Below are 13,585 nucleotides of genomic sequence, written 5' to 3' on the forward strand. Positions count from 1 at the left end.
TTATCGTAGAGAAATGATAAGATGAGGGTATTATTTAGTTGTATGAAAATGAGTTTGTAGAGATAAGAGAGGGAATTTATGAAAAAGTATGCATTAGTAACTGGAGGGAGCGGAGGGATTGGCTCTGCTATTTCAAAACAATTAATTCAAGATGGATATACAGTATATGTTCATTATAATAACGGTGAAGAGAAAGTGAATGATTTGCAGAAAGAATGGGGTGAAGTGATTCCCGTTCAAGCCAATTTGGCTTCTGCTGATGGAGCAGAGCAATTGTGGGGCCAAATTGAACAGCCTCTTGATGTTATCGTATATGCAGCTGGGAAGAGTATATTTGGACTCGTAACAGATGTAACGAACGATGAATTGAATTATATGGTAGAACTTCAAGTAAAGAGCATCTATAAACTATTATCAATGGCATTGCCATCTATGATTCAGCGGAGAAGTGGTAATATTGTACTTGTTTCGTCTATATGGGGCCAAATTGGTGCATCATGTGAAGTGCTTTACTCGATGGTAAAAGGTGCACAAAATTCATATGTGAAAGCTTTAGCAAAAGAAGTTTCATTAAGTGGATTAAGGGTTAACGCGGTGGCACCAGGTGCAATTGAAACGGAAATGTTACATGTATTTTCAGAAGAGGATAAGAATGAAATTGCTGAAGAGATTCCGTTAGGCAGGTTGGGATTACCAGAAGAAGTAGCAAAAACAGTGTCATTCCTCGTATCACCAGGTGCATCTTACATAACTGGACAAATTATCGGAGTAAATGGTGGTTGGCATTGCTAAAAAATTGTTACATAAAAAATGAAAAACTGTACAAATTAAGTATGATTCTATTACTAAGTAGTGAGGTGCTTAAACATGTCAGTTTTAGATAATTTTGATCAATGGAAGAGCTTTTTAGGAGAACGTTTAGAACAGGCATCAGGAAAAGGTCTTGATGGTGGTGCTGTATCAGATATGGCATTTCGTGTTGGAGATTATTTAGCAAATGAAGTAGAAGCGCGCAATGATCAAGAGAAATTATTGTCTGAGCTTTGGAAAGTTGCTGATGAACAAGAGCAACATACAATCGCAAACTTAATGGTGAAGTTCGTACAGCATAAGTAAAAAATAGAGAGGAGATTCTCCTCTCTATTTTTTTTGTATAATAATAACGCGGGTTAGATTATACATTTAGCTTCCCTATTAAGGTGAAATCATATAATATAGTACGTAGGTGTAAAGTAAGCAAGGGGAGTGATCTTGGATGATTGAATGGTATTTTGAATATGAAATACATAAAAACCGACCTGGCTTGCTTGGTGACGTTTCTTCGTTAATCGGTATGCTCGGCATTAATATTGTCACAATTAATGGTGTAGATAACGCACGACGTGGATTACTCCTTATGTGCGATAATCAAGAGCAAATCTCTAGACTTGAATCAATTTTAAATACGATGGATAACATAACGGTAACGAAATATCGTCCGCCAAAGCTAAGAGATAAGCTAGCGGTTAGACATGGTAGGTACATACAACGAGATGCAGATGATAAGAAGACATTTCGGTTTGTGCGTGATGAATTAGGGTTACTTGTAGACTTTATGGCTGAAATAATGAAAAAAGAAGGTCATAAACTAATCGGGATACGAGGAATGCCTCGTGTCGGAAAGACAGAATCCATTGTTGCCGCAAGTGTTTGTGCAAATAAAAGATGGTTATTTGTATCATCTACTCTTATTAAGCAAACGGTTCGTAGTCAATTGATTGAAGACGAGTATAGCGACGACAATATTTTCATCTTAGATGGAATCGTGTCAACAAAGCGTGCTAACGAAAGGCATTGGCAGCTCGTTCGTGAAATTATGAGATTGCCTGCAACGAAAGTTGTGGAACATCCTGATGTATTTGTGAGCCAGTCAGAATACACATTGGATGATTTTGATTATATTATCGAGTTACGTAACGATTATGATGAAGAAATTCAATATAATTTAGTAGATGAAATTGAGCAAGGTACGCAAAATAATTTCTCTATGTTTGACTTTTAAAGAAATATTGAGGTGTTAGTAGTGACAGAATTAGGACAAAAGCTGAAAGAAGCAAGAGGAACGAAAGGCTTGTCTATGGATCAGCTGCATGAGATTACAAAAATTCAAAAACGCCATTTAGTAGCGATTGAGGAAGGCAATTATGATGTATTGCCAGGAGCTTTTTATGCGCGTGCATTCATTAAACAATACGCAGATGCGGTTGGCTTAAATGGAGAGGAACTGCTTGTAGAATATCAGAGTACGATACCACAATCTGAAAAACGCGACGTTCCACAAGTATCAACAGGACAAAAAACACAAGAAACAATGCAAAAATCTTCATCATGGCCAATTGCAGATCATATGCCGAAAATTTTAGTTGCGTTGTTAGTAATCGCATTTGGAGTGGTAATTTGGTTTGTTTTCCAAGCGTTAACTGGAAAAGGTGATGAGAAAGTTCCGAATGCTCAAAGTGAGAAAATTGAAGTTAAAAAAGCGGAAAACTCTCCGTTAGATACGAAGAAAGAAGAAGTAAAAGCGGAAGAGCCGAAAAAAGAGGAACCAAAGAAAGAAGAGCCAAAGAAAGAAGAACAACCCGCACAACCAACTGGACAACAAGAAGTAAAAGTAGTTGGAACAACTGGTATAGTATCTACTTTGGAAATTCATAATAATAAAACATTAGAACTGGAAATATCGAGTAAAGGTGCGAGTTATGTAGATGTTAAAGATGATGCGGGGAACGAAATTCTAAACACTACAGTACAAGAGGGCCAAGTAGAAAAACATGATGTATCAACAGTAAAAGAAGTGCGACTTAATATTGGAAATGCAACGAATGTTGAAGTTAAACTGAATGGCCAAGTGGTCGCTTACCCATTGGATACAGAAAAAGAACTTCACCAAAGATTGGTGATAAAAAACCAAGGGATAGAGCAACCAGCACAATAACAGTCATCGCTTCGATGACTTTTTTCAATGAACAAATGTTTTTGATATGATGGAGGAATAGCTGTGAATTTACCAAATAAAATTACAATATCTAGAATCTTCTTAATTCCAATTTTTATGGTAATTATGTTAGCACCATTTGATTGGGGCTCATACACAATTGGTGATGTTGATTTACCAATTCAACATTTAGTTGGGGCACTTATCTTTATTATTGCTTCGGCTACAGATTGGATTGATGGATACTACGCAAGAAAGTATAATCTTGTAACGAATTTAGGAAAGTTCCTTGATCCGTTAGCTGATAAATTACTTGTTTCAGCAGCACTTATCACGTTAGTTGAGATGCAATACGTACCTGCTTGGATCGTTATTGTAATTATAAGCCGTGAGTTTGCAGTAACAGGTTTACGACTTGTACTTGCTGGAACAGGGGAAGTAGTGGCAGCAAATCAGTTAGGGAAAATTAAGACGTGGACACAAATTATTGCAATTGCAGCGTATTTATTACACGATGTACCTTTAAATTTAATCCATATCCCAGTTGCTGATATCTTTATATGGATTGCATTATTCTTTACTGTTATTTCAGGATGGGATTATTTCTGGAAAAATAGAGCTGCTTTTGTAAACTCAAAATAGAAGTTTATGGGGGAATTGGGATGAATGCTGAAATTATTGCGGTTGGAACTGAATTGTTACTTGGACAAATTGCAAATACAAATGCCCAGTTTTTATCTGAAAAGTTAGCATCAATTGGAATTAATGTGTACTACCATACTGTAGTTGGAGATAATAACAAGCGATTACAGCAGGCGATTGAAGTTGCGGAAGAACGTGCTGATATGCTTATTTTCACAGGTGGATTAGGCCCGACAAAAGATGATTTGACGAAAGAAACGATATCTTCTAGTTTGGGTGAAGAACTTGTGTATGATGAAAAGGCATTAGCATCGATAAGCGATTACTTTAAGCGTACAGGTCGCGAGTTCACAGAGAATAATAAAAAGCAGGCGCTCGTTTTGAATGGAGCAATTGTATTTGCAAATAATCACGGCATGGCGCCTGGTATGGGGTTAAATAAGAACGGGAAAGTTTATATTTTATTACCAGGACCACCGAAAGAGATGAAGCCGATGTATATAAGTTATGTAGAGCCTTTTTTACGTAACTTTACAAAAGGAGAAAACATTTATTCTCGTGTGCTTCGCTTTTTCGGGATTGGGGAATCTCAATTAGAAGTGAAAGTTCAAGATTTAATTGATGGACAAACGAACCCGACAATCGCCCCCCTTGCGAATGATGGAGAAGTGACACTACGTTTAACTGCTAAACATCAAAATGCTGATGAAGCGGCGAAACTCATTCAGTATACAGAAGATTTGATTTTAGAAAGAGTAGGAGAATTTTTCTACGGGTATGATCAAGAGTTTCTGCATGATAAGGCGATAGAGTTATTGAAGAAAAAAGGATTAACTTTAGCGTGTGCAGAAAGTTTAACCGGTGGTCTCTTCGGCAATCAAGTGACAGAAAGTGCTGGTGTGTCTTCAGTATTTAAAGGCGGTGTCATTTGTTATCATAATGATGTGAAGCAACATGTTTTACATGTACCTGTGGAAGTGTTGTCTACTGATGGTGCAGTTAGTAAAGAATGTGCTCGTTATCTTGCTGAAAATGTTAAGGGCTTATTAAACGCGGATATCGGAATTAGTTTCACTGGGGTAGCAGGACCGGATGCTTCAGAACATAAAGAGCCGGGAACAGTATTCGTTGGATTGGCGATTAAGGATGAACCAACTGTAGTCTTTCCTCTTCATTTAAGTGGAAGTCGTCAACAAATTAGGGAACGTTCGGTGAAATGTGGATTTTATCATTTGTATAAAAAGCTAGAAGAGATATAAGTCTCTTCTAGCTTTTTTTAATACTTAAATACAGTTTTGTTTAATGGAAAATAAAAAAATCGAATAAATGTTCGATTTTTGTTGGCAAATTGAATTGAAAATAGGTATAATAAGATTAGCAATTCAGTTAAGGAGGAATTTTGAATGAGTGATCGTCAAGCAGCGTTAGATATGGCGTTAAAACAAATAGAGAAGCAATTCGGTAAAGGTTCAATTATGAAATTAGGAGAACAAGCGGAGCGTAGAGTTTCTACAATTTCAAGTGGTTCTTTAGCACTTGATGTGGCACTAGGGGTAGGCGGATACCCACGTGGCCGTATTATCGAAATTTATGGACCAGAAAGTTCAGGTAAAACTACAGTTTCATTACACGCAATCGCTGAAGTACAGCGTCAAGGTGGACAAGCAGCGTTTATTGATGCGGAGCATGCAATGGATCCTGTATATGCACAAAAATTAGGCGTTAACATAGATGAATTACTATTATCACAACCTGATACAGGGGAGCAAGGACTAGAAATCGCAGAAGCACTTGTGAGAAGTGGCGCGGTTGATATTATCGTAATTGACTCTGTAGCAGCTCTTGTACCGAAAGCTGAGATCGAAGGAGACATGGGTGACTCACACGTAGGTTTACAAGCTCGTTTAATGTCTCAAGCACTTCGTAAGCTTTCAGGTGCAATCAATAAATCAAAAACAATCGCAATCTTTATTAACCAAATTCGTGAAAAAGTTGGGGTTATGTTCGGGAACCCAGAAACAACTCCAGGTGGTCGTGCGTTGAAATTCTATTCAACAGTTCGTCTTGAAGTACGTCGTGCGGAGCAATTAAAGCAAGGTAACGACATCGTTGGTAATAAAACGAAAGTAAAAGTAGTTAAGAATAAAGTAGCACCACCATTCCGTGTTGCTGAAGTTGATATTATGTACGGAGAAGGTATTTCAAGAGAAGGTGAAATCTTAGATATGGCTTCTGAACTTGATATCGTTCAAAAGAGTGGTGCTTGGTACTCTTATAATGAAGAGCGTTTAGGACAAGGTCGTGAAAATTCGAAGCAATTCTTAAAAGAGAATACGGATTTAAGAGAGGAAATTGCCTTCTTTGTTCGTGATCATCACGGAATTGGTGAAGACTCTGGTGTGGAAGACACGGAAGATTCAAATCTTCAAGATTAAAAAATAAAAGACACGGTCCCGTGTCTTTTATTTTTAATTAGTATGAAAGTGTTGTATATCGTTGGAGAGAAAATATTTAATCTGCATAAAAGGCTATGTATAAAGAGGAATATATGCATGTTTTATATGAATAAACTGGAATTTACTAAGGTTTTCCAGGATAATATGCTGTCTGCTTTTTAAATTCATATATGAATTAGGGCTGAAGGTAAAGAAAGTAAAAGTAGACAACGCTTGACAATGAAAATTGCGATAGATACAATGAGAATGTATATTTTTTCTTATATACGAAACACTCTTCTCAAGAAGAGAAGTAATATTCGGAGTAAGACTTAAATCTTGCCGAAATAATAATATGACATTTTAATTGTGAAATGAAGAAAGTCCCTTAAAAAAAGTGGGACGACGGTCTTTGCTGTATGTTGGTATTCAATGTACATGCCGACAGTCTTTTTTCATTCATAGCAAGGGGAGGTGAAATCATGAGTAGTACAGTTTGGATACTCATCTCCATTTTGCTTGCAACAGTCGGTGCAGTTGTTGGCTTTTTTGTTCGAAAGTCTATTGCTGAAGCGAAGATTAATGGTGCAGCTAATGAAGCGAAACGTATTCTAGACGAAGCGAATCGTGAGGCTGAAGCACTTAAGAAAGAAGCGCTTTTAGAAGCAAAGGATGAAATTCATACACTTCGTACAGAAGCTGAATTAGAAATTCGTGACCGTAGAAGCGAATTACAAAAACAAGAAAATCGTTTAATGCAAAAAGAAGAGAACCTTGATCGTAAAGACGAAACGCTCGATAAACGCGAGCTGCAGTTAGAAAAGAAAGAGGATTCTCTTGTAGCGAAACAACAACAGATTGAAGAGTTGGAAAGCAAAGTGGGAGAGTTAGTTCAAAAGCAACAAACAGAATTAGAGCGCATTTCCAATCTGACACGCGAACAAGCGAAAGCAATTATTCTTGGTAAAGTAGAAAGTGAAGTTTCTCATGAAATTGCCGTAATGGTAAAAGAAAGCGAAGTTCGTGCGAAAGAAGAAGCGGATAAGAAAGCAAAAGAGATTTTATCTCTTGCAATGCAAAGATGTGCAGCTGATCATGTTGCTGAAACAACCGTTTCGGTTGTAAATCTTCCAAATGACGAGATGAAGGGACGTATTATCGGACGTGAAGGTCGAAATATTCGTACGTTAGAAACGTTAACAGGTATTGACCTAATTATCGATGATACACCAGAAGCGGTTATCCTTTCTGGATTTGACCCAATTCGTCGTGAAACAGCTCGTATCGCTCTTGATAAACTAGTACAGGACGGACGTATTCACCCAGCGCGTATTGAAGAGATGGTCGAAAAATCAAGACGTGAAGTGGACGAGTATATTCGCGAAGTCGGAGAGCAAACAACGTTTGAAGTGGGTGTTCACGGATTACATCCAGATTTAATTAAGATTTTAGGTCGTTTAAAATACCGTACAAGTTACGGCCAAAACGTCTTAAAACACTCTATGGAAGTTGCATATTTAACTGGACTTATGGCAGCGGAGCTTGGTGAGGATGAAAAACTAGCAAGACGTGCTGGTCTATTACATGATATCGGTAAAGCGATTGATCATGAAGTAGAAGGTAGCCACGTTGAAATTGGTGTCGAACTCGCAACGAAGTATAAAGAGCATCCTGTAGTTATAAACAGTATTGCATCTCACCATGGGGACACAGAACCAACTTCTATCATTGCAGTTTTAGTTGCAGCAGCAGATGCATTATCAGCTGCAAGACCTGGAGCTCGTAGTGAAACACTTGAGAACTATATTCGTCGTCTTGAAAAGTTAGAAGAGATTTCAGAGTCTTATGAAGGTGTAGAAAAATCTTTCGCAATTCAAGCAGGACGAGAAGTTCGTATTCTGGTAAAACCTGATACAATTGATGATTTAGAAGCTCATCGTTTAGCTCGTGATATTCGAAAACGTATTGAAAATGAACTGGATTACCCAGGACATATTAAAGTAACTGTTATTCGTGAAACACGTGCAGTGGAATACGCAAAATAAAGTGGTGAAACACCACTTTATTTTTTTGTGTTGGAATTGGTTAAAATAAAGGAAATTAGTATACAAGTGAAACAAACTTATAATAAAGATATTGTAAGGAAATCACTTGAAGCTATAGTAATAAAAAATGTAGTACATAGGAAGGGTAAGACATATGAGAATATTATTTGTTGGGGATGTAGTAGGATCTCCGGGTAGAGGTATGATTCAACAATACGTACCGGCATTAAAGAAGAAATATACACCTACAGTAACCATTATTAATGGAGAAAATGCAGCAGGTGGACGTGGAATTACAGAAAAAATATATCGAAACTTTTTAGAATGCGGGGCACAAGCGGTTACACTTGGAAACCACGCTTGGGATAACCGTGAAGTGTTTGAATTTATTGATGACGCAAAATATCTTGCAAGACCAGCTAACTTCCCAGAAGGAACTCCAGGAAAAGGACTTATCTTTGTGAACTGTAATGGAACAGAAGTTGCAGTTATTAACTTACAAGGACGTACATTCCTTCCTCCGATTGATTGCCCGTTCCGTAAAGTGGATGAATTAATTAACATTGCAAAAAAACGTACGAATATTATCTTTATTGATTTTCATGCGGAAACTACAAGTGAAAAACAAGCGTTAGGTTGGTATGTAGATGGTCGTGCTACAGCGGTAGTGGGTACACATACACATGTTCCTACAGCAGATAATCGTATTTTACCAAGGGGAACCGCATATATCACAGATGTTGGTATGACAGGGCCTTACGATGGGATTTTAGGTATGGATCGAGAAGCAGTGTTGAAGAAATTTTTAACAAACTTACCAGTACGATTTGAAGTGACAAGTGGTAGAACACAATTAAGTGCAGTGCTAGTTGATGTGGATCCTAATACAGGAAAAGCTAAGAAAATTCAGCGTATCTTAATTAATGATGATCAGCCGTTTTTTGAGTAATCCTTGGATAAAATTTAGATAAGTCATTATTTTTTAATTTTTTAGAAAAATTACAGAAATTTAGCAGGAATACGCGTCATTCCTCGTGAATATAAGTTAAAGTGAAATAATTGCTAATACTTTTTATAGAAACGAGGAGGAAACGCGGAATGGAAATATTAAAAGTTAAAGCAACGTCGGTCCCTAATTCTGTAGCTGGTGCACTTGCAGGTGTTATTCGCGAACGCGGAACAGCAGAAATTCAAGCCATTGGTGCAGGTGCATTGAACCAAGCGGTAAAGGCAGTAGCAATTGCAAGAGGATTTGTAGCGCCTAGTGGTTTGGACCTGATTTGTATCCCAGCGTTTACGGATATTATGATTGATGGGGAAGAGCGTACAGCAATAAAATTAATTGTAGAACCTCGTTAAGTTTAAACAACCTGTTTGCAGTATGCAAACAGGTTGTTTTTATAATGGAGGAATGGAAATGAAAATTTTTGATGCTCATTGTGATGTACTCTTTCAGATATGGAATGCACAGGGGAAAAAGGATTTTAAAAACGATCCGCAATTACATATTACATTTGAACAGTTAAAGAAAAGAAAAGGAAGTATACAATGCTTTGCTATATATGTGCCAGAAACGGTGCTATATGAAAAACGATTTGAAGCGGCATTACAAATGATAGATATTTTTTACAATGAAATTTTATCATTACCGGGTGTGAAGTTTATTCAGACAAAAGATGATATTAACATGTTAAAACAGGACGAGATTGGAGCGATATTAACACTAGAAGGATGCGAAGCAATTGGAAAAGATACAATGAAATTACGGTTGTTTTATCGCCTAGGAGTACGTTCTTTTGGACTAACATGGAATTATGCCAATTTATTAGCTGATGGTGCGCTAGAGACACGTGGGGCGGGTTTAACGACCTTTGGTAAATATGTTGTACAAGAACTTAATGAGTTACATGTATGGACTGATGTGTCTCATCTGAATGAAAGAAGCTTTTGGGATGTGATAGAAATTGCAAAAAATCCTATTGCTTCCCATTCAAATTGTACGAAACTTTGTCAGCACCCACGTAATTTAAACGATGAACAACTTAGGGCTCTTATAAAGCGAAATAGCATGATCGGTGTTACTTTTGTACCACAGTTTCTAACGAGTGAAAAACAAGCGAATATAGCAGATATAGTAAAACACATCGAATATATCTGTTCATTAGGTGGAGAGAACAATATAGGGTTTGGTTCGGATTTTGATGGGATATTAGAAACAGTTGTAAATGTATCAGCGTATGGAGAGTATGAAAATGTAATTAATGAGCTTTGTAAACACTATGCTGCATCTACTGTAGAGCGATTTTTATATGATAATTTTGTTGAACATATAAGCTTTTAAGATTTTTGGTTTAAAAATACAGAAAAATCAGAATAAATCCATTTGATATTATTGCTTTTTTTAAGACCTAATACTAGAATGAAAAACAAAATAGCTTTATACTAAAGATTCAGGGAAATCAGAAGAGGCATAATTTGCGTCCGTTGTAGTTTATTTGTATAAAAAATGCTAAACTATTACTGTAAAAAAATACACTACAATGAATGCAGCCAAAAGGGGTGTAGGAGATGATTAGTCAACTTTCATGGAAAGTTGGAGGCCAACAAGGTGAAGGAATTGAAAGTACAGGAGAAATCTTCTGTATTGCATTAAACCGATTAGGATATTACCTATACGGTTACCGCCACTTCTCATCACGTATTAAAGGCGGCCATACAAATAATAAAATTCGTGTAAGTACAACAGAAGTACGCGCGATCTCAGATGATTTAGATATTTTAATTGCTTTTGATCAAGAAACAATTGACTTTAACTTCCACGAACTGCGTCCAGGCGGAATTGTAGTTGCAGACGCGAAGTTTAATCCAACAATTCCTGACAATACAGATGTAAATCTATATGTGATACCGTTTACAGATATTGCTTCAGAATTAGGCACATCATTAATGAAAAACATGGTTGCTGTTGGGGCATCAAGTGCGGTATTAGGATTAGATGAAACAGCTTATTTAGATGTTGTTGAAGAGATCTTTGGTCGTAAAGGAGAGCAAGTCGTTCAAAAGAATATGGACGCAATTAAACGTGGCTCTCAATATATGAAAGAGTTGCTAGGTGAGAAAGTGAACATGATGCAGCTTGAAAAAGCTGATGGTAAGAAACGCATGTTTATGATTGGAAACGATGCAATCGCATTTGGTGCGGTAGCTGGTGGTGCTCGCTTTATGTCTGCATATCCAATAACACCTGCATCTGAAATTATGGAATACTTAATTAAAAAATTGCCAAAAGTTGGCGGGACAGTAATCCAAACTGAGGATGAAATCGCAGCTTGTACAATGGCAATTGGTGCAAACTATGCTGGTGTCCGTACATTAACTGCATCTGCTGGTCCGGGTCTATCTTTAATGATGGAGGCGATTGGTTTAGCGGGTATTACAGAAACACCATTAGTCATTGTTGATACACAACGTGGTGGTCCAAGTACAGGATTACCAACGAAACAAGAGCAGTCGGATTTAATGGCGATGATTTACGGTACGCACGGTGAGATTCCAAAAATCGTAATGGCGCCAAGTACAGTTGAAGAAGCTTTCTATGATATTGTAGAAGCATTTAACCTAGCTGAAGAATATCAAGTACCTGTTATTTTCTTAACGGATTTACAGCTTTCTTTAGGAAAACAAACTGTAGAACCGCTTACGTTAGATAGAGTGGAAATTCGTCGCGGTAAGCTTGATTTAGAAGCGGAATTACCAGAACGTGAAAATAAAGCATACTTCAAGCGTTATGAAGTAACAGAAGATGGCGTTTCACCGCGTGTTTTACCTGGTATGAAAAATGGTGTTCACCATGTTACAGGTGTAGAACATGATGAAACTGGTAAACCATCTGAATCAGCAATAAACCGTAAAGATCAAATGGACAAACGTTTCCGTAAAATGGAGAACTTGAAGTTTAATACCCCTGTCTATAAAAATGTTAAGCATGAAGAAGCAGACGTATTGCTTGTTGGATTTAACTCAACTCGTGGTGCGATCGAAGAAGCAATGGAGCGCTTAGAACAAGAGGGTATGAAAGTAAACCATGCTCATGTACGTTTAATTCACCCGTTCCCAACAGCTGAAATCAATCCACTTGTGAAAAATGCGAAGCGTGTTGTAGTGGTAGAAAACAATGCAACAGGTCAGCTTGCTAACATTATGAAAATGAATCTTGGTAACGGTGAGAAAATTTCTAGTCTTTTAAAATATGATGGGAACCCATTCTTGCCGAAAGAGATTTACAACGAATGCAAAAAAGGGGTTGTATTAAATGGCAACATTTAAGGACTTTCGTAACAGTGTAAAACCAAACTGGTGCCCAGGTTGCGGAGACTTCTCGGTGCAAGCTGCAATTCAACGTGCGGCAGCTAACGTTGGCTTAAATCCAGATGAACTTGCTGTTATCTCCGGTATCGGCTGTTCAGGTCGTATTTCAGGTTATATTAATTCATATGGTGTGCATAGTATTCATGGTCGTGCCCTTCCAATTGCACAAGGTGTGAAAATGGCAAATCGTGATTTAACAGTTATCGCATCGGGTGGTGACGGTGATGGATTTGCGATTGGTATGGGACATACAATCCATTCTATTCGTCGTAACATCGACATTACGTACATCGTAATGGATAACCAAATTTACGGATTAACAAAAGGGCAAACTTCACCGCGTAGTGAAGCTGGATTTAAAACGAAAAGCACACCACAAGGTTCAATTGAACCGTCACTAAATGTTATGGAAATGGCTTTAACAGCTGGTGCGACATTTGTGGCGCAAAGCTTTTCAAGTGATTTAAAAGAATTAACACAAATTATTGAAGCTGGTATTAACCATAAAGGATTTTCATTAATTAACGTATACAGCCCATGTGTTACTTACAATAAAGTAAATACTTACGATTGGTTTAAAGAGAATTTAACAAAACTAAGTACAGTAGAGGGATATGATCCGTCTAATCGCATGATGGCTATGCAAACTTTAATGGAAAATAACGGATTAGTAACAGGTTTAATATATCAAAACACAGCGCAACCTTCATACCAAGAACTTGTAAAAGGCTATAGTGAGAAGCCTTTAGTGCAAGCTGATTTAAATATGGATCAGAAAATGTTTGATGAACTTGTAGCTGAATTTATGTAATATAAGAAGAGAAGGTTGCCATTTGGCAACCTTTTTTACGAGAAAAATATTGGATGGTCTTATTTACTTAGAAAATTCAGAATGGTAAAATAATATATAAATCGTTGTATGAAAATAGCGAGTTCATTGCTTATGAAATGTAAGATCAGACAGAGCCTCGTTCTTGTTAAAATTGGCGCAACGCTTCATACTATGGTAATGTTTATAGGGATAAAGCAATATGCTTTTGGGTAGGACAAAAAGAAGTATGAAAAGGGAATGTCTATTTGTGTGGGGAAGACTTCATTCTTATGAATGATTAGATTGATTA

13 protein-coding genes are annotated in these 13,585 nt (G+C 37.2%); all 13 read left to right on the forward strand.

The features are described from left to right. Positions 1-78 precede the first annotated feature (78 nt). The 13 genes from ymfI to ACTFOB_RS11765 all read left to right on the forward strand — a co-directional run bounded on the left by ymfI (position 79) and on the right by ACTFOB_RS11765 (position 13,275). A complete protein-coding gene (ymfI, locus tag ACTFOB_RS11705; RefSeq protein WP_440026032.1) occupies positions 79-792 on the forward strand; it encodes an elongation factor P 5-aminopentanone reductase in 714 nt (237 codons plus the stop codon). A 75-nt stretch (positions 793-867) separates the two neighbouring features. After that, a complete protein-coding gene (locus ACTFOB_RS11710) occupies positions 868-1,116 on the forward strand; it encodes a DUF3243 domain-containing protein (protein ID WP_000114455.1) in 249 nt (82 codons plus the stop codon). Positions 1,117-1,255: 139 nt separating this feature from the next. Beyond that, positions 1,256-2,041: a DUF3388 domain-containing protein gene (locus tag ACTFOB_RS11715; RefSeq protein ID WP_000574107.1), complete on the forward strand. Its 786-nt coding sequence runs from the start codon at positions 1,256-1,258 to the stop codon at positions 2,039-2,041. Between the two features lie 21 nt (positions 2,042-2,062). Continuing rightward, entirely contained in the window at positions 2,063-2,974 is a 912-nt protein-coding gene (locus ACTFOB_RS11720) for a helix-turn-helix domain-containing protein (protein ID WP_440026077.1), read from the forward strand. A 63-nt stretch (positions 2,975-3,037) separates the two neighbouring features. Beyond that, positions 3,038-3,616, forward strand: coding sequence for a CDP-diacylglycerol--glycerol-3-phosphate 3-phosphatidyltransferase (gene pgsA / locus ACTFOB_RS11725; protein WP_001052972.1), 579 nt, complete (start codon positions 3,038-3,040; stop codon positions 3,614-3,616). 20 nt (positions 3,617-3,636) lie between these two features. Continuing rightward, positions 3,637-4,875: a competence/damage-inducible protein CinA gene (gene cinA, locus ACTFOB_RS11730; RefSeq protein WP_440026035.1), complete on the forward strand. Its 1,239-nt coding sequence runs from the start codon at positions 3,637-3,639 to the stop codon at positions 4,873-4,875. 144 nt (positions 4,876-5,019) lie between these two features. Beyond that, the gene (gene recA, locus ACTFOB_RS11735) at positions 5,020-6,051 is read left to right on the forward strand and encodes a recombinase RecA (RefSeq protein WP_063260397.1); all 1,032 of its coding nucleotides are present in this window, start codon (positions 5,020-5,022) and stop codon (positions 6,049-6,051) included. A gap of 482 nt (positions 6,052-6,533) precedes the next feature. Continuing rightward, on the forward strand, positions 6,534-8,096 hold the full coding sequence (gene rny / locus ACTFOB_RS11740) for a ribonuclease Y (RefSeq protein WP_151632580.1): 1,563 nt from the start codon (positions 6,534-6,536) through the stop codon (positions 8,094-8,096). 154 nt (positions 8,097-8,250) lie between these two features. Further along, positions 8,251-9,045 carry a TIGR00282 family metallophosphoesterase gene (locus tag ACTFOB_RS11745; protein ID WP_440026038.1) on the forward strand — a complete coding sequence of 265 codons (795 nt, stop codon included), beginning with the start codon at positions 8,251-8,253 and terminating at the stop codon, positions 9,043-9,045. A 149-nt stretch (positions 9,046-9,194) separates the two neighbouring features. Next, on the forward strand, positions 9,195-9,455 hold the full coding sequence (gene spoVS / locus ACTFOB_RS11750; protein ID WP_000404341.1) for a stage V sporulation protein SpoVS: 261 nt from the start codon (positions 9,195-9,197) through the stop codon (positions 9,453-9,455). A 58-nt stretch (positions 9,456-9,513) separates the two neighbouring features. After that, the gene (locus ACTFOB_RS11755; protein ID WP_440026040.1) at positions 9,514-10,437 is read left to right on the forward strand and encodes a dipeptidase; all 924 of its coding nucleotides are present in this window, start codon (positions 9,514-9,516) and stop codon (positions 10,435-10,437) included. 227 nt (positions 10,438-10,664) lie between these two features. After that, the gene (locus ACTFOB_RS11760) at positions 10,665-12,422 is read left to right on the forward strand and encodes a 2-oxoacid:acceptor oxidoreductase subunit alpha (protein ID WP_440026042.1); all 1,758 of its coding nucleotides are present in this window, start codon (positions 10,665-10,667) and stop codon (positions 12,420-12,422) included. After that, a complete protein-coding gene (locus ACTFOB_RS11765) occupies positions 12,409-13,275 on the forward strand; it encodes a 2-oxoacid:ferredoxin oxidoreductase subunit beta (RefSeq protein ID WP_000190158.1) in 867 nt (288 codons plus the stop codon). The genes ACTFOB_RS11760 and ACTFOB_RS11765 overlap by 14 nt, the downstream gene beginning before the upstream one ends. The last annotated feature ends 310 nt before the right edge of the window (positions 13,276-13,585 follow it).

The sequence above is a fragment of the Bacillus cereus group sp. MYBK79-1 genome (assembly GCF_051915365.1).
GTDB lineage: Bacteria > Bacillota > Bacilli > Bacillales > Bacillaceae_G > Bacillus_A.